The following is a 17,512-nucleotide window of genomic DNA, read 5'->3' on the forward strand; positions in this document are numbered from 1 at the left end:
CCATGGCGCTGAGCCCGGCGGCGCTGGGCCCGCTCGCCGCCGAGAACATGTCGGTCTTCGGCCGCGACCCCTGGTGGCTGGTGGTCGTCAAGGCGGTCTTCTGCTTCGCCTTCCTCATGGTGACGGTGCTGTTCTCCATCGTGTGGGAGCGCAAGGTCGTCGCCTGGATGCAGTTGCGCATCGGGCCCAACCGGCACGGCCCCTGGGGCATGCTCCAGTCGCTCGCCGACGGCGTGAAGCTGATGCTCAAGGAAGACGTGATCGTCAAACGGGCGGACAAGGCCGTCTACGTCCTCGCGCCGATCGTCGCCGCGATCCCCGCCTTCATGGCGATCGCGGTCATCCCGTTCGGGCCGTCCGACAACGAGATCTCGATCTTCGGCCACCGTACGACGATGCAGCTCACCGACCTGCCGATCGCGATGCTCTACATCCTCGCGGTCGCCTCGGTCGGCATCTACGGCATCGTCCTCGCGGGCTGGTCCTCCGGGTCGACGTACCCGCTCCTGGGCGGGCTGCGGTCCGCCGCGCAGATGATCTCGTACGAGATCGCGATGGGTGCCGCGTTCGCCTCGGTGTTCCTGTACTCGGGCTCGATGTCGACGTCGGAGATCGTCGCCCAGCAGCACGACCGCTGGTACATCCTGCTGCTGCCGGTCTCGTTCCTGCTGTACATCGTGACGATGGTCGGCGAGACCAACCGCGCGCCGTTCGACATGCCCGAGTCCGAGGGCGACCTGGTCGGCGGCTTCAACACCGAGTACTCGTCCATCAAGTTCGCGATGTTCATGCTCGCCGAGTACGTGAACATGGTGACGGTCTCGGCCGTGTCGACCACGCTGTTCCTGGGCGGCTGGCGGGCCCCGTGGCCGATCTCCACGTTCTGGGAGGGCGCCAACCACGGCTGGTGGCCGCTGCTCTGGTTCGTCATCAAGGTCCAGTTGCTGCTGTTCTTCTTCATCTGGCTGCGCGGCACGCTGCCCCGCGTCCGCTACGACCAGCTGATGAAGCTCGGCTGGAAGGTCCTCATCCCGGTCTCCGTGGTGTGGCTGATGCTGGTGGCGACGGTGCGCGCGCTGCGCAACGAGAACTACGACTTCGCCTCCATCGCCCTGTACGTCGGCGGCGCCGTCCTCGCGCTCTTGCTGCTGTCGTTCGTCGTCGACATCCTCCGTGACCGGGCGGGCAGGCGGGAGGCCGCGGACGAGGTTGCCGAGAAGCCCGCCGCGTTCGACCCGATGGCGGGCGGATTCCCCGTGCCCCCGCTGCCGGGACAGACCCTGCCGCCCGTGCCGCGCAGGCGCCCCCGCCACGAGGGAGAGCTGATTGTCAGTGGCGGGCCCGATACTCACAGTGACGAATCGCCGGGTGGATCTCGTGACGGAAAGGAGGCGTCCGATGGCTGACGAGACGAACGGCATGGACACCGAGCCCGGGTTCATGAACCCCGTCGCCGGCTTCGGCGTGACCTTCAAGGCCATGTTCAAGAAGCGGCTGACGGAGCAGTACCCGGAGGAGCACAAGACCACCGCTCCCCGCTTCCACGGCAGGCACCAGCTCAACCGCCATCCGGACGGCCTGGAGAAGTGCGTCGGCTGCGAACTGTGCGCATGGGCCTGCCCGGCGGACGCGATCTACGTGGAGGGCGCGGACAACACCGACGAGGAGCGCTACTCCCCGGGCGAGCGCTACGGGCGGGTGTACCAGATCAACTACGCCCGCTGCATCCTGTGCGGACTGTGCATCGAGGCGTGCCCCACGCGCGCGTTGACGATGACCAACGAGTTCGAGCTGGCCGACAGCACCCGCGCCGATCTCATCTTCACCAAGGAGCAGCTGCTCGCCGGGCTCGAAGAGGGCATGGTCGACACGCCGCACGCGATCTACCCGGGCACCGACGAGCAGGACTACTACCGGGGCCTGGTCACCGAGGCCGCGCCCGGCACCGAGCGGCAGGTCGCCGTCTCCAAGGGCGAACAGCCCGCCGGGCCGGCCGAACCCGAGGGGGCGGACGCATGACGCTCGCCGCGTACTCCACCTCCACCGGCGAGGCCTTCCAGTTCTGGGTCCTCGGCACGGTCGCCGTGCTCGGCGCCCTGGGCACGATCCTGATGAGGCGGGCCGTGCACAGCGCCCTGTGCCTGGCCGGAACCATGATCGTCCTCGCGGTGTTCTACCTGGCCAACGGGGCGTACTTCCTGGGCATCGTGCAGATCATCGTCTACACGGGCGCGATCATGATGCTGTTCCTCTTCGTGGTCATGCTGGTCGGTGTCACCGCCGCGGACTCCCTGAAGGAGACCATCAAGGGGCAGCGCTGGCTGGCGGCCCTGTGCGGGGTCGGCTTCGGCGTCCTGCTGCTCGCCGGGATCGCGAACGCCTCACTGAAGCAGTTCGACGGGCTCTCCGACGCGAACGCGCAGGGGAACGTGCAGGGCCTGGCGGCCCTCATCTTCACCAAGTACGTCTTCGCCTTCGAGATCACCGGCGCCCTGCTGATCACCGCGGCCGTCGGCGCCATGGTGCTCACCCACCGGGAGCGCACCGAGCGGCCCAGGACCCAGCGCGAGCTGTCCGAGCAGCGCGTGCGCGAGGGCAAGCACGTGCCGCCGCTGCCCGCCCCCGGCGTCTACGCCCGGCACAACGCGGTGGACGTCGCGGGCCTGCTGCCCGACGGCACCCCGTCGGAGCTCACGGTCAACAAGACGCTCCGCGCGCGCGGCCAGATCCGTGACGTGTCCAGCAAGGCGCTGAACGACCTGAAGGCCCTGGAGCAGCGCTCCGCGGAGCGCCTTGACAGGCCCGAGGAGGCGTCGAAGTGAACCCTGTCAACTACCTGTATCTCGCCGCCCTGTTGTTCACGATCGGCGCGATCGGCGTGCTCATCAGGCGCAACGCGATCATCGTGTTCATGTGCATCGAACTGATGCTGAACGCGTGCAACCTCACGTTCGTCGCGTTCTCCCGGATGCACGGCAATCTCGACGGCCAGATCATCGCCTTCTTCACGATGGTCGTCGCCGCCGCGGAGGTCGTGGTCGGGCTCGCGATCATCGTGTCGCTGTTCCGTACCCGCCACTCGGCCTCGGTCGACGACGCCAGCCTGATGAAGCTGTAAGGGGCCGCTGCACCGATGAACACAGAGAATCTGATCGCGCTGCTGGTGGCGGCGCCCCTGCTCGGAGCGGCCGTACTGCTCTGCGGCGGGCGGGCGTTGGACCGGGTGGGCCATCTGCTCGGCACGCTGCTCGCGGCCGTCTCCTTCGTCATCGCCGTCGTCCTCTTCTCCGACCTGGTCGGCAAGAGCCCCCACGACCGTACGCTCACGCAGCACCTGTTCAGCTGGGTCCCGGTCGAGGGATTCCAGGCGGACGTCTCCTTCCAGCTGGACCAGCTGTCGATGACGTTCGTGCTGCTGATCACCGGCGTGGGCACGCTGATCCACATGTACTCGATCGGGTACATGGAGCACGACGAGCGCCGCCGCCGTTTCTTCGGCTACCTGAACCTGTTCCTCGCGGCGATGCTCCTGCTGGTCCTCGCCGACAACTACCTGCTCCTGTACGTCGGCTGGGAGGGCGTGGGCCTCGCCTCGTACCTGCTGATCGGCTTCTGGCAGCACAAGCCCAGCGCGGCCACCGCCGCGAAGAAGGCGTTCCTGGTCAACCGCGTCGGCGACATGGGTCTTTCGATCGCGATCATGATCATGTTCTCGACGTTCGGGACGTTCGCCTTCAAGCCGGTCTTCGACAGCGTCGGCGACACCAGCCAGGGCAAGCTCACCGCCATCGGCCTGACGCTGCTCCTGGCCGCCTGCGGCAAGTCCGCCCAGGTGCCGCTGCAGTCCTGGCTCGGGGACGCGATGGAGGGCCCGACGCCGGTCTCGGCCCTCATCCACGCCGCGACCATGGTGACCGCGGGCGTCTACCTGATCGTCCGTTCCGGCGTCATCTTCAACGGGGCGCCGGACGCCCAGCTGGCCACCGCCGTCGTCGGCGCGGTCACGCTGATGTTCGGTGCGATCGTCGGTTGCGCCAAGGACGACATCAAGAAGGCGCTGGCCGGTTCGACCATGTCGCAGATCGGCTACATGGTCCTCGCCGCGGGCCTGGGCCCCGTCGGATACGTCTTCGCGATCATGCACCTGGTGACGCACGGCTTCTTCAAGGCCGGGCTCTTCCTCGGCGCCGGCTCGGTCATGCACGGCATGAACGACGAGGTCGACATGCGCAGGTACGGGGCGCTGCGCAAGTACATGCCGATCACGTTCGCGACGTTCACTCTCGCCTATCTCGCCATCATCGGCTTCCCCGGCCTGTCCGGCTTCTTCTCCAAGGACAAGATCATCGAGGCGGCGTTCGCCAAGGGCGGCACCGAGGGCTGGATCCTCGGCATCACGGCCGTGGTCGGCGCGGCGGTCACCGCGTTCTACATGACCCGCATCATGCTCATGACGTTCTTCGGCGAGAAGCGCTGGGTGCCGGACGAGCAGGGCAACGAGCCGCACCCGCACGAGGCGCCCTCGTCGATGACGATCCCGATGCTCGTGCTCGCCGTCGGCTCGGTCTTCGCGGGCGGCATCTTCTCCCTGGGCGACCGCTTCCTGAAGTGGCTCGAGCCGGTCACCGGCCACACGGAGGGCCACTCGCCGATCAGCACGGGCGCCATCACCGGCGCCACCGTGGCGTGCATGCTGATCGGCATGGGCGTCGCCTGGGTGATGTACGGGCGCCGGGACGTTCCGGCCCTCGCCCCGCGCGGTTCGCTGCTCACCCGCGCGGCACGGCGTGACCTGCTGCAGGACGACTTCAACCACGTCGTCCTGGTGCGCGGCGGCGAACACCTGACGCGCTCCCTGGTCTACGTCGACCACACCCTGGTCGACGGGGTGGTCAACGGGACGGCGGCCTCGGTCGGCGGACTCTCCGGCCGCCTGCGCAAACTCCAGAACGGCTACGTGCGCTCGTACGCCGTCTCGATGTTCGGCGGTGCGGCGGTCATCATCGCCGCGACCCTGCTGATGAGGGCGGTCTGATACCGATGTCCTTTCCTCTGCTGACAGCGACGGCGGCGCTCCCGGCCGTGGGGGCGATCGCCACGGCCGCCGTGCCGGCGAAACAGCGCACCGCGGCCAAGTGGCTCGCGCTGCTGTTCTCGCTCGGGACGCTGGTGTTCGCGGCGGTGATCGCGGCTCGCTTCGACCCGGGTGGCAACCAGTTCCAACTCACCGAATCACACGCGTGGATCACGGACTTCGGTGTCCGCTACGAGCTGGGTGTGGACGGCATCGGAGTGGCGCTGATCGCGCTGACCGCGCTGCTCATGCCGTTCGTGATCCTCGCCGGCTGGCACGACGCCGACCCGCAGGAGACCGGAAGCAGCAGGTGGCGGCCGACGCAGGGCTTCTTCGCCCTGATCCTCGCCGTCGAGGCGATGGTGATCGTCTCCTTCGAGGCCACCGACGTCTTCGTCTTCTACATCTTCTTCGAAGCCATGCTGATCCCGATGTACTTCCTCATCGGTGGCTTCGGTGACCGCGCGGGGCCGCACGGCGAGAAGGAGGCCGCCACTCAACGCTCGTACGCGGCCGTCAAGTTCCTCCTCTACAACCTGGTCGGCGGTCTCATCATGCTGGCGGCCGTCATCGGCCTCTACGTGGTGGCGGGCAACTTCTCGCTCCAGGAGATCGTGGCCGCGCGCGCGAACGGCTCGCTGCACATGGCGACCAGCACCGAGCGGTTGCTCTTCCTGGGCTTCTTCTTCGCCTTCGCCGTCAAGGCTCCGCTGTGGCCGCTGCACACCTGGCTGCCGAACGCGATGGGCGAGGCCACGGCCCCGGTCGCCGTGCTGATCACCGCGGTGGTCGACAAGGTCGGCACCTTCGCGATGCTCCGCTTCTGCCTCCAGCTCTTCCCGAACGCGAGCAAGTGGGCGACACCCGCGATCCTGGTCCTCGCCCTGATCAGCATCGTCTACGGGGCGCTGCTGGCGGTCGGCCAGCGCGACATCAAGCGCCTGGTGGCGTACGCGTCGATCTCGCACTTCGGCTTCATCATCATGGGCATCTTCGCGATGACCAGCCAGGGCCAGTCCGGCGCGACGCTCTACATGGTCAACCACGGTATCTCCACGGCCGCGCTGATGCTCGTCGCCGGCTTCCTCATCTCGCGGCGCGGCTCGCGCCTCATCGCGGACTACGGGGGCGTGCAGAAGGTGGCCCCGGTGCTCGCCGGGACCTTCCTGATCGGCGGTCTCGCCACCCTCTCGCTGCCTGGTCTCGCGCCGTTCGTCAGTGAATTCCTCGTCCTGGTCGGCACGTTCACGCGCTACCCGGTCATCGGGATCATCGCGACCATCGGCATCGTGCTCGCCGCGCTCTACACGCTGGTCCTCTACCAGCGCACCATGACGGGCCCGGTGAAGCCGTCCACCGAGGGCATCGCCGACCTGCGGGTGCGTGAACTGGCGGTCGTGGTCCCGCTGATCGGCGTGCTGATCTTCCTGGGCGTCTACCCGAAGCCGCTCACCGACATGGTGAACCCGGCCGTCCAGCACACCCTGTCCGACGTACACAAGAAGGACCCGAAGCCGGAAGTGGAGGCGGCTCACAAATGAGCTCACTGGTGAGTGCTCCAGCCGTCCACAGTCTGTGGACAACCGCCGCCGACCCGATCTCCAAGATCAACGCACCGAAGATCGAATACGGGCAGTTGTCCCCGACCTTGATCGTCATCGGTGCCGCCGTCCTGGGAGTCCTGGTCGAGGCCTTCGTGCCGCGCAAGTCGCGCTACTACGTGCAGGCGTTCCTGGCGGTCGTGGCCCTCGCGGCGGCCTTCGCGGCGGTCGTCGGGCTCGCGGCCGGCGGATACGGCACGACGAAGGCCCACATCGCGGCGATGGGCGCGATCGCCGTCGACGGCCCGGCGCTCTTCCTCCAGGGGACGATCCTGCTCGCGGGCCTCGTGTCGATCTTCATGTTCGCGGAGCGGCGACTCGATCCCGAGGCGCACGGCAACCGCGTCGACTCGTTCGCCGCACAGGCCTCCGCCGTACCCGGCGGTGACACGGAGAAGGCGGCCATAAAGGCCGGGTTCACCACCACCGAGGTGTTCCCGCTGGCCCTCTTCGCCATCGGCGGCATGCTGGTCTTCCCCTCGGCCAACGACCTGCTGACGCTCTTCATCGCCCTGGAGGTCTTCTCGCTGCCGCTGTACCTGCTGTGCGCCCTTGCGCGCCGCAAGCGGCTCATGTCGCAGGAGGCCGCGGTCAAGTACTTCCTGCTCGGCGCCTTCGCCTCGGCGTTCACCCTGTTCGGTATCGCCCTGCTGTACGGCTACGCGGGCTCGGTCTCGTACGCCACCATCGCGAGCGTCGTCGACGGCTCGATCACCAACGTCGACCCGGCCCTCGCCGACACCATGGGCAATGACGCGCTGCTGCTGATCGGCATGGCGCTGGTCGGCATGGGCCTGCTGTTCAAGGTCGGTGCCGTTCCCTTCCACATGTGGACGCCGGACGTCTACCAGGGCGCCCCGACGCCCGTCACGGGCTTCATGGCGGCGGGCACCAAGGTCGCCGCGTTCGGCGCGCTGCTGCGGCTGCTGTACGTCGTCGTGCCGGGCATGCGCTGGGACTGGCGGCCGGTCATGTGGGCCGTGGCCATCGTCACGATGCTCGGCGGCGCCGTCGTCGCGATCACGCAGACCGACATCAAGCGGCTGCTCGCGTACTCGTCGATCGCGCACGCGGGCTTCATCCTGGCCGGTGTCATCGCCATGACGCCGGACGGTGTCTCGTCCGTCCTGTTCTACCTGGTGGCGTACTCGTTCGTGACGATCGGCGCGTTCGCCGTGGTGACGCTGGTGCGCGACGCCGGCGGCGAGGCGACGCACCTGTCGAAGTGGGCGGGCCTGGGGCGCCGCTCCCCGCTGGTGGCGGCGGTCTTCGCGGTGTTCCTGCTGGCCTTCGCGGGCATTCCGCTCACCTCCGGGTTCGCCGGGAAGTTCGCCGTGTTCAAGGCGGCGGCCGCAGGCGGCGCGGGCCCGCTCGTCGTCGTCGGTGTCGTCTCATCCGCGGTCGCGGCGTTCTTCTACATCCGGGTGATCGTGCTCATGTTCTTCAGCGAGCCGAAGGCCGACGGCCCGACCGTCGCGGTGCCGTCGCCGCTGACCATGACGACGATCGCGGTGGGCGTGGCGGTGACCGTCGTGCTCGGCCTCGCGCCGCAGTACTTCCTGAACCTGGCGAGCCAGGCCGGGGTCTTCGTGCGCTGAGTGGACGCGACTCACAGAGACAGGGCGGCCCGGTCCCCGCACGGGGGCCGGGCCGCCCTGTCCGCTGCTCGCCGTCGGCCTGTGGATAACTTCCCGGGCTGTCGGCGCGGACGCCTATCGTTACAGGAGACGTCGAGGAACGGCGCACGGGGGGACGGACGACGAATGGGACTGAGGGTATGAGCGAGGTGACGGAGCGCGAGGCCGTCGCGGGCACCGCAAGCGCGGGCAGCGACAGCGAGGTGCTGGCCACGCTGCGCCGCGTCTTCGGGTACGAGGACTTCCGCGGAGAGCAGGAAGCGGTCATCGAGCACGTGGTGGCGGGCGGGGACGCCGTCGTCCTGATGCCGACCGGCGGCGGCAAGTCGCTGTGCTACCAGATCCCGGCGCTGGTCAGACCCGGTACGGGTGTCGTCGTCTCCCCTCTGATCGCACTGATGCAGGACCAGGTCGACGCGCTGCGGGCGCTCGGGGTGCGCGCTGGTTTCGTGAACTCGACGCAGGACTTCGACGAGCGGCGCACGGTCGAGGCCGAGTTCCTCGCGGGCGAGCTGGACGTGCTGTATCTGGCACCTGAGCGGCTGCGCCTCGACACGACGCTCGATCTGCTCTCGCGCGGCAAGATCTCCGTCTTCGCGATCGACGAGGCGCACTGTGTGGCGCAGTGGGGGCACGACTTCCGGCCGGACTACCTGGCCCTGTCGGTTCTCGGGCAGCGCTGGCCCGACGTGCCGCGTATCGCGCTCACCGCGACGGCGACGCACGCCACGCACCAGGAGATCACCCAGCGCCTGGGCATGCCGGACGCCAAGCACTTCGTGGCCAGCTTCGACCGGCCCAACATCCAGTACCGCATCGTGCCCAAGGCCGACCCGAAGAAGCAGCTTCTGGCCTTCCTCAAGCAGGAGCACGAGGGCGACGCGGGCATCGTGTACTGCCTGTCGCGCAAGTCGGTCGAGGCCACGGCCGAGTTCCTCTGTCGCAACGGGATCGACGCGGTGCCGTACCACGCGGGACTGGACGCCGGCACGCGCTCGGCCCACCAGGCGCGGTTCCTGCGCGAGGACGGCCTCGTCGTCTGCGCGACCATCGCGTTCGGCATGGGCATCGACAAGCCGGATGTCCGGTTCGTCGCCCATCTGGATCTTCCGAAGTCCGTCGAGGGCTACTACCAGGAGACCGGCCGGGCCGGGCGTGACGGCCTCGCGTCCACGGCGTGGATGGCGTACGGGCTGCAGGACGTCGTGCAGCAGCGCAAGCTGATCAACTCGGGGGAGGGGGACGGAGCCTTCCGGCGCCGTGCCGCCTCCCACCTCGACGCGATGCTCGCGCTGTGCGAGACGGCCCAGTGCCGCCGCGCCCAGCTCCTGACGTACTTCGGGCAGGAACCGCAGGCGGCGAACTGCGGGAACTGCGACACCTGCCTGACCCCGCCGGAGACCTGGGACGGCACCGTTGTGGCACAGAAGCTGCTCTCCACGGTGGTGCGGCTGAAGCGGGAGCGTGGACAGAAGTTCGGCGCGGGCCAGATCATCGACATCCTGCTGGGGCGGCGCACGGCGAAGGTGATCCAGTTCGACCACGACCAGCTCTCCGTCTTCGGTATCGGGGAGGAACTGTCCGAGGCCGAATGGAGAGGTGTGGCGCGGCAGCTGCTGGCCCAGGGGCTGATGGCCGTGGAGGGCGAGTACGGGACGCTGGTGCTCACGGACGAGAGCGCCGCCGTGCTCGGCCGGCAGCGTGAGGTCAGGCTCCGGAAGGAGGCGCCGAAGCCTGCCGTCGCCCGGGCGGCGCGCGGAGAGCGCAAGGCCAAGACCGTGGCGGCGGAGCTGCCGCCGGAGCTGGTGCCCGTCTTCGAGGCGCTGCGGGCATGGCGCGGCGCGCAGGCGAAGGAGAACGGGGTTCCGGCGTACGTCATCTTCCACGACGCCACGCTCAGGGAGATCGCGCTACAGCGGCCCACGTCGATCGCACAGCTGGGCACGGTCGGCGGTGTCGGCGAGAAGAAGCTGGCCACGTGGGGCGAGGGGGTGCTCGCAGTACTGGCCGAGCTGGACGGCGCCGACGCCGGTGCGGACCCCCGAGCCGACGCCCACGCCGGCTCGGGGGCCGGTGCCGACTCCGGCCCGGACGCGGGTGCGGGTGCTGGCGCGTCCGGACCGGACCTGTGGGCCGGTGGCGAAGCGGAACCGGAACCGGAACCGGAGGAGATCGATTGGTGATGACGACTGTCGGCCGGCGGGCGGCGCGGCTCTAGCGGGCCGGGACGATCCTGCCCCTGACCTCGCCCAGGCCGACGCGGGTGCCTTCCGGGCCGGGTGCCCAGGCGGTCATGGTGACTTCGTCGCCGTCCTCCAGGAACGCCCGCTTGCCGTCGGGGAGTTCGAGCGGGTCACGGCCGTTCCAGGTGATCTCGATGAGGGAGCCGCGCTGGTTGTCCTCGGTTCCGCTGATGGTGCCGGAGCCGTAAAGGTCGCCGGTGCGCAGGGAGGCGCCGTTGACCGTCATGTGGGCCAGCATCTGGGCGCCGGTCCAGTACATGCCGGAATAAGGGGGTTCGGAGATGACGTGGCCGTTGAGGGCCACGGTGATGCGGAGGTCGTAACCGCAGGATTCGGTGGCCGCCGTGGCGTCGGTGGCCTCGGCCGAGTCGTCCAGGTAGGGGAGCAGGGGCACGGTTCGCTCCGGCGCGGGCACGCGGGCCGCGTCGAGGGCGTCGAGGGGGGTGATCCACGCCGAGACGGATGTCGCGAAGGACTTTCCGAGGTGGGGGCCGAGCGGCACGGTCTCCCACGCCTGGATGTCGCGCGCCGACCAGTCGTTGAGCAGGCAGAGACCGAAGACGTGGTCGCGGTAGGAGGAGAGGGGGACCGAGGTGCCCTGCGAGGAGGGGGCGCCGACCACGTAGCCGACCTCCGTCTCGATGTCGAGGCGGACGGAGGGGCCGAAGACGGGGGCCGGGTCGTTCGGGCCCTTGCGCTGGCCGGACGGGCGGACCACGTCCGTTCCGGAGACCACGACCGTTCCGGAGCGTCCGTGGTAACCGACGGGCAGGTGCTTCCAGTTGGGCTTGAGCGGTTCCTCGTTCGGGCGGAAGAGGCGGCCGAGGTTCGTGGCGTGGTTCTCGGACGCGTAGAAGTCGACGTAGTCCGCGACCTCGAACGGCAGATCCAGTGTGACCGAGGACAGGGGGTGCAGGAAGGGCCGTACGGCGTCGCGGTGGGCCGGGACCGTCACCCAGGCGGTCAGAGCGCGGCGCACGTCCGACCAGGTCGTACGGCCCGCCGCCATCAGGGTGTTGAGCGTGGGCCGGGCGAGCAGGGAGGTGTACGGGGAGCCGAGCGCGGCGGCTGCCGCACCCGCGTCCAGGACGTGGTCGCCGAGGCGTACACCGACACGGCGTTCGCCGTCCGGGTTCGGGGAGAAGACGCCGTAGGGGAGGTTGTGCGGACCGAAGGGGTCGCCCTCGGGGAGGTTGAGCGGGTCGGGCGAGGTCTGCCCGGACGCGTCTGCCATGGCTGCCGTGTCGGCCATGTCTGCTGCCTTCCTCACTGATGGTGGTGCGTGTGGCCCTGCGCGGGTGGGCCACACGTTACGTGGGAGTCGGGGGTTAGGGCAGTGCCAAAAGAGTTCGTAATGTCTGGAAGATGCTTGCTGGGTCGGGTAATTCCGGCTTGGCGTTGATATCCGGTTCGTGGGCGTGGGCGTGGGCGTGGGCGTGGGCGTGGGCGTGGGCGTGGGCGTGCACGCTGGTGCGTGGGTGTGCGTGGTGTGGGGGTGGCGGTGGAACAGGGCGGGGCGGGGAAGCGCCCTGCGGTGTCGTGAAGTTCGGTGGAGGGTGAGGGGTGAGGGGTGAGGGGTGCGGGGCGGGGGTGAGGGGCGGGGAGGCGGTCGAGTAGTTCATCACCGAAGAGCGCCGTTGAGCGGTGACCGCTCGTGCCGCTCGTGCCGCGAGTGGCTGTTTGGGGCTGCTCATGGCGGCGCGCAGGTGCGCCCGTACATCCATGTCACCCGTACAGGCGGTACCGGTTCGCGGCGGGGCGTGCGTGCGCCCCGCGCCGGGCGAGACAGGGCTCAGCGCATAGGCCACTGGCACCGGCGGCCTGCGGGGCCCGCGCCGCACCGTCCGGTGCGCTCTACCACATCCCCCTCACACGACCGGTAGTCGACGGGGCAGCAGGGGTTCCGGTCCGTATTCTTCGGATCATGGCCGCTCCCGCTCCCGCATATGCACTCATCGCCACTGACCTGGACGGAACACTGCTGCGTGGCGACGACACCGTGTCGGACCGCACCCGGGACGCCCTCGCGGCGGCCGCGGCTGCCGGAGCCCGGCACATCGTGGTGACAGGACGGCCCGCGCCGCGCGTGAAACCGCTCCTCGACGATCTCGGCAGCGGGGGCCGCCTCGCCGTATGCGCGCAGGGGGCGCAGCTGTACGACGCCGTGGCGGACCGGTTGCTGTGGTCGCTCACGCTCGACCTGGAAATGGCGGAGCAGGCGCTCGGCAAGATCGAGGCGGAGGTCGGGCAGGTGTACGCGGCCGTCGACCAGGACGGTGTGGACGGCCTCACGCTCATCGAGCCCGGCTACCTCATGCCGCACCCCACACTTCCCGCGGTCCGCGTCCGCCGCCGGGCCGAACTGTGGGCGCAGCCCATCAGCAAGGTGCTGCTGCGCCACCCCGAGTTGTCGGACGACGAACTGGCTCAGGCGGCCCGTGCGGCGGTCGGCTCGCTGGCCACGGTCACCATGTCAGGGCCGGGCACTGTGGAACTGCAGCCGACCGGTGTCACCAAGGCCACCGGCCTGGGTCTCGCGGCGGAGCGGCTCGGCGTCGGGCCCGCCCGGACCCTGGCCTTCGGGGACATGCCGAACGATGTGCCGATGTTCGCGTGGGCCGGGCGCGGTGTGGCCATGGCCAACGCTCACGACGAGCTGAAGCGAGTGGCCGACGAGGTGACCGCGTCGAACGAGGACGACGGGGTCGCCATCGCCCTGGAGCGGCTGTTCGGCTCTTGCCCCGATGGCCACGTCCGTCCCGGCGGCCCCGGCCGTCCCGGCCCTGTCGATGGTCTCGACCGCCCCGAGGTCGATCGCTCCGACGTCGATCGCCCCGACACCGGCCGCCCTGACGTCGTCGACCGCTCCGACATCGATCGCCCCGGCATGGACCGCCACCCCCGCGGCGCCTGCCCGAAGATTGACATCCGGTCTTGACCAGTGGCTCCCCTCGCCTGCTGGGCGAGGTCTGGCGATGAGGCCCGGCAAGACTGCGGATAAGGTGGACATTGCCGGGCATATTCGATGACTGGGGGTGTGCCCGCGAGGTCTGTGCCTGCTGATCCGGCTTGTCCGGGCGGGCGCCGCCTGTGATCGAAACGCGACCGGATACGCTGACTTGAGTGATGGCAGCGACACATCGACAAACCGTGTCATCGACCGAATGATCGACCGAGTTCGCCATGTGATCGTCAGCAGACAGGAGACCCACTCGTGACCGTCGTCGGGACTTTCGGTCTTAGCGTGCGGGACCAGGCTCTGGAAGCCGATGTCCAGGCCGGGTTGGCCGCCGTCGAGGAGGGGCTGCTCGAGGCGACCAAGAGCGAGGTCCCCTTCATCACGGAGGCCGCCCAGCATCTGGTCCGGGCCGGCGGCAAACGTTTTCGGCCACTGCTGGTGACCCTCGCCGCGCAGTTCGGTGACCCGTACGCGCCGGGTGTGGTGCCCTCCGCCGTCGTCGTCGAGCTCACCCACCTCGCGACGCTCTACCACGACGACGTCATGGACGAGGCCGACGTACGGCGCGGTGTGGCCAGCGCCAACCAGCGGTGGGGCAACTCGCTGGCCGTCCTGACCGGCGACTTCCTGTTCGCCCGTGCCTCGCACATCCTCGCCGACCTCGGCCCGGACGCGGTCCGGATCCAGGCGGAGGCGTTCGAGCGCCTCGTCACCGGCCAGATCCTGGAGACCGCGGGTCCCACCGACGGGCGGGACCCCGTCGAGCACTACCTCGACGTGCTCGGCGGCAAGACCGGCTCGCTGATCGCCGTGGCGTGTCGTTTCGGCGCGATGATGTCCGGCGCGGACGAGACGGTCGTCGACGTCCTCACCCAGTACGGCGAGCGGCTCGGCGTCGCCTTCCAGCTCGCCGACGACGTGCTCGACATCGCCTCCGACTCGCACGAGTCCGGCAAGACCCCCGGCACCGACCTGCGCGAGGGCGTCCCCACGCTGCCCGTCCTGCGGCTGCGTGAGCGCGCCGAGCGGCTCGGGCTCGACGAGGACAAGGCCCTGGTCGAGCTCCTCGACTCCGATCTCACCGACGACGCCCGGCACGCCGAGGCCCTGTCCCGGCTGCGCGTCCACCCGGCTCTCGAACAGGCCCGCCACGACACCGTCCGCTACGCCAACGAGGCGCGGGCCACGCTGAGCCCGCTCCCGGAGTGCGAGGCGAAGCGCGCGCTCGTGGAGCTGTGCGACGCGGTCGTGCACCGCGCCGGCTAGGGGCTGTCAGGCGGATCGGCGGATCGGCGGATTGATGGACCGGCGGATCACCGGATTGATGGATCGGCGGATTGGTGGGTCGGTGGGTCGGTGAATCGGTGGATCTTGTCGGGGGCGCGGGGTCTGCCACGCCGACCTGCGGCGTTGGGTGGTTGCCGAACCTCCGGCCTCGAATCGAGCTCCGTCCGGCTCGGCGGGGCGGTACCCCTTCGCGTCGACGGCCTCCTCCGCCTTGCTGCCCGACGCGCCAGGCCGGGCTTGCCCGCACCGATCGGCACGGTCGACAGAGTCCGGCCTGCTCCGCCGGACAGCCCCTGGTCGCGTCGAGGTACGCGCGTCAGGGTTCCGTCATCCCGTAGTCGTACGCGGAGTTGAGCCCGCGGTCTGACGCTTCTCCCTCGCCGCTTTGGTCAGATTGAGTACACCACTCCTGACCAATTCGGGTGAGAATGGCGGCCTGGGGTGGAGCGCAGTGAACGTGCGCGCAGGATGGTAAGCCGCCGCCGATCACGGAGGTAGGGCAACAAGATGGCACCGTACGAATCCGACGACAGCCAGAGCACCGGGCGGCGCCGCAAGGCGGCCCGGTACGCGGTCCCCGTGGCCGTGGTGGGGGTGGCCGCGGCGACGATCGGGCTCGTCCCGGCACTCGCCGCATCGGGCGATCCGAACCTGCCGAAGATCACCGCACAGCAACTCATCGAGAAGATCGCGAAGTCGGACACCCAGCAGATCTCCGGCACCGTGAAGATCAGCACGGACCTGGGGCTGCCGTCGCTCGGCGGCTCGGCCGCCACCTTCATGGGCGGGGGCGGCGGTGGCCGAGGTGGTGACGGCGGCGGCGGTTCCGCGGACCCGCGTACCAAGCTGACCGAGCTGGCCACCGGCACGCACACGCTGCGGGTCGCGGCGGACGGCCCCGACCGGCAGAAGCTGTCGATCCTGGACGACACGTCCGAGTACAGCGTGATCCACAACGGTGACGACGTATGGGCCTACGACAGCAAGTCGAACCAGGCGTTCCACTCGAAGGACACGGAGACCCGGGAGAAGCACGCGGGCCGCGCGAGCGAGATGCCCGCCACGCCCAAGGAGCTGACCGACCAGATTCTCAAGGCGTCCGCCGACACGACGTCGTACAGCGTCGACGGCACGGCGCAGGTCGCGGGCCGGGACGCGTACCGGTTGCAGATCAAGCCGAAGCAGTCCGGCTCGACGGTCGGCTCGGTCACGGTCGACGTGGATGCCAAGACCGGCACGCCGCTGAAGTTCACGCTCGCCCCCGCGGGCGGCGGCGCGGCGGTGGTCGACGCGGGCTTCACCAAGGTCGACTTCGGTAAGCCGGCCGCGTCCACGTTCGACTTCAAGCCGTCGAAGGGCATGAAGGTCACCGAGGGCGACAAGCAGATGAAGGAACAGAAGCGGCAGAAGGGGCACCGTCCGGAGTCCGGCGGCCTCGGCGGCCTCGGCGGTCTGACCGGCCACGACGTCAGTGGCGGCAGCGAAGGCGCCAAGGTCGTCGGGAAGGGCTGGACCTCCGTCGTCGAGTTCGACGCGCCGGGCATGTCGAGCCTGGCGAAGGGCTCGGGCTCCTCCCGGATGCCGGGCGACGCCGCCAAGTTCCTGGACTCCCTCGGGGACCAGGTGAAGGGTTCGTTCGGCTCGGGCACGGTCTACTCGACGCGGCTCGTGAACGTACTGATCACCGACCACGGGAAGGTCTACGCCGGTGCCGTCACCAAGGGCGCGCTGGTGAAGGCGGCCGACGCCGGCTGACCAGGACGTCAGACGCCGCGGGAGGGACGGGGCACACGCCACCGCCCCTCCCGCGGCCGTACGTGGATGAGGGGCAGGGAGTGCCATGGACGACGCCGCCGAGGACGTAGGGGCCGAGGCCGGGGTGGGAGCCGGGGGCGAAGTGGGTGCCGGATCTGGGCGCGAAATTGAGGCCCGAACCGCAACCGCAACCGGAATCGGAACCAGAACCGGAACCGGAACCGAAGCCGGAGCCGAAGCGGAAGCGGGAGCAGGTCGCTCCGCCACGGGCGCGCGCCCCGTCATCGAGACCCGCGAGCTCACCAAGCGGTACCGCGGCGGCCAGCTCGCCGTCGACCGGCTCAGCCTCACCGTCCCGGAAGGCGCCGTCTTCGGGTTCCTGGGCCCGAACGGGTCCGGCAAGACCACCACCATCCGCATGCTGATGGGCCTGATCGAGCCCACCTCCGGCGCCGTCGACGTCCTGGGCCGCCCGATGCCGCGCGCGAGCCGCGCGGTCCTCCCTCACGTGGGCGCGCTCATCGAGGGCCCGGCGTTGTACGGGTTCCTGACCGGCCGCGACAACCTGCTGCGCTACGACTCGGCCGACCCGGACGCCGACCCGCGCACCCGTAAGGACCGGGTGGCCGCGGCGCTCGACCGGGTGGGCCTGACGGCCGCCGCGGGCAAGAAGGCGAAGGCGTACTCGCTGGGCATGAAGCAGCGGCTCGGGCTCGCGGCGGCGCTGCTCCAGCCGCGCCGCCTGCTCGTGCTCGACGAGCCGACGAACGGCCTGGACCCGCAGGGCATGCGCGAGATCAGGACGCTGGTGCGTGAACTGGCCTCCGACGGCACCACGGTCTTCCTCTCCTCGCACCTCCTCGACGAGATCGAACAGGTCTGTACACACGTCGCGGTGATGGCGCAGGGGCGGCTCATCACTCAGGGGCCGGTCGCCGAACTGTCGGCGGGCGCCC

The 17,512-nt window shown here is 69.6% G+C and carries 12 protein-coding genes and 1 pseudogene; 12 read left to right on the forward strand and 1 reads right to left on the reverse strand.

Annotated features, from left to right (window positions below):
• The first annotated feature begins 2 nt into the window (after positions 1–2).
• The 8 genes from nuoH to recQ all read left to right on the forward strand — a co-directional run bounded on the left by nuoH (position 3) and on the right by recQ (position 10,495).
• Positions 3–1,406 (forward strand): NADH-quinone oxidoreductase subunit NuoH, encoded by a 1,404-nt coding sequence (gene nuoH, locus OFY01_RS26850; protein ID WP_407700428.1) that lies wholly within the window; start codon positions 3–5, stop codon positions 1,404–1,406.
• Positions 1,399–2,019 carry an NADH-quinone oxidoreductase subunit NuoI gene (gene nuoI / locus OFY01_RS26855; protein WP_266604129.1) on the forward strand — a complete coding sequence of 207 codons (621 nt, stop codon included), beginning with the start codon at positions 1,399–1,401 and terminating at the stop codon, positions 2,017–2,019. Before nuoH ends, nuoI begins: the two co-directional genes overlap by 8 nt.
• Positions 2,016–2,822: an NADH-quinone oxidoreductase subunit J gene (locus tag OFY01_RS26860; protein ID WP_266604130.1), complete on the forward strand. Its 807-nt coding sequence runs from the start codon at positions 2,016–2,018 to the stop codon at positions 2,820–2,822. Before nuoI ends, OFY01_RS26860 begins: the two co-directional genes overlap by 4 nt.
• Positions 2,819–3,118 (forward strand): NADH-quinone oxidoreductase subunit NuoK, encoded by a 300-nt coding sequence (gene nuoK / locus OFY01_RS26865; RefSeq protein ID WP_266604131.1) that lies wholly within the window; start codon positions 2,819–2,821, stop codon positions 3,116–3,118. The genes OFY01_RS26860 and nuoK overlap by 4 nt, the downstream gene beginning before the upstream one ends.
• Before the next feature lie 15 nt (positions 3,119–3,133).
• Entirely contained in the window at positions 3,134–5,035 is a 1,902-nt protein-coding gene (nuoL, locus tag OFY01_RS26870; protein ID WP_266604133.1) for an NADH-quinone oxidoreductase subunit L, read from the forward strand.
• Between the two features lie 5 nt (positions 5,036–5,040).
• Positions 5,041–6,615, forward strand: coding sequence for an NADH-quinone oxidoreductase subunit M (locus OFY01_RS26875; protein ID WP_266604135.1), 1,575 nt, complete (start codon positions 5,041–5,043; stop codon positions 6,613–6,615).
• 8 nt (positions 6,616–6,623) lie between these two features.
• Positions 6,624–8,273 (forward strand): NADH-quinone oxidoreductase subunit NuoN, encoded by a 1,650-nt coding sequence (nuoN, locus tag OFY01_RS26880; RefSeq protein WP_266604137.1) that lies wholly within the window; start codon positions 6,624–6,626, stop codon positions 8,271–8,273.
• Between the two features lie 179 nt (positions 8,274–8,452).
• Complete coding sequence (gene recQ / locus OFY01_RS26885) at positions 8,453–10,495, forward strand: DNA helicase RecQ (RefSeq protein WP_266604139.1); 2,043 nt, start codon at positions 8,453–8,455, stop codon at positions 10,493–10,495.
• A gap of 31 nt (positions 10,496–10,526) precedes the next feature.
• Here recQ and fahA read toward each other — a convergent pair whose 3' ends face one another.
• Positions 10,527–11,807, reverse strand: a complete 1,281-nt coding sequence (fahA, locus tag OFY01_RS26890; RefSeq protein WP_266604141.1) for a fumarylacetoacetase — start codon at positions 11,805–11,807, stop codon at positions 10,527–10,529.
• A gap of 672 nt (positions 11,808–12,479) precedes the next feature.
• Between fahA and OFY01_RS26895 the strand changes: the two are divergent.
• The 4 genes and pseudogenes from OFY01_RS26895 to OFY01_RS26910 form a co-directional block, all read left to right on the forward strand.
• Positions 12,480–13,289 (forward strand): annotated as a pseudogene (locus OFY01_RS26895) (HAD family hydrolase); the annotation flags it as partial.
• A gap of 480 nt (positions 13,290–13,769) precedes the next feature.
• Entirely contained in the window at positions 13,770–14,780 is a 1,011-nt protein-coding gene (locus OFY01_RS26900; protein ID WP_266604143.1) for a polyprenyl synthetase family protein, read from the forward strand.
• A gap of 528 nt (positions 14,781–15,308) precedes the next feature.
• The gene (locus tag OFY01_RS26905; protein ID WP_266604145.1) at positions 15,309–16,556 is read left to right on the forward strand and encodes a LolA family protein; all 1,248 of its coding nucleotides are present in this window, start codon (positions 15,309–15,311) and stop codon (positions 16,554–16,556) included.
• An 85-nt stretch (positions 16,557–16,641) separates the two neighbouring features.
• A partial coding sequence (locus OFY01_RS26910) for an ABC transporter ATP-binding protein (protein WP_266604147.1) occupies positions 16,642–17,512 on the forward strand: 871 nt, incomplete at its 3' end.

Origin of the sequence: Streptomyces beihaiensis (assembly GCF_026274175.1) — a bacterium.
Lineage (GTDB): Bacteria > Actinomycetota > Actinomycetes > Streptomycetales > Streptomycetaceae > Streptomyces > Streptomyces beihaiensis.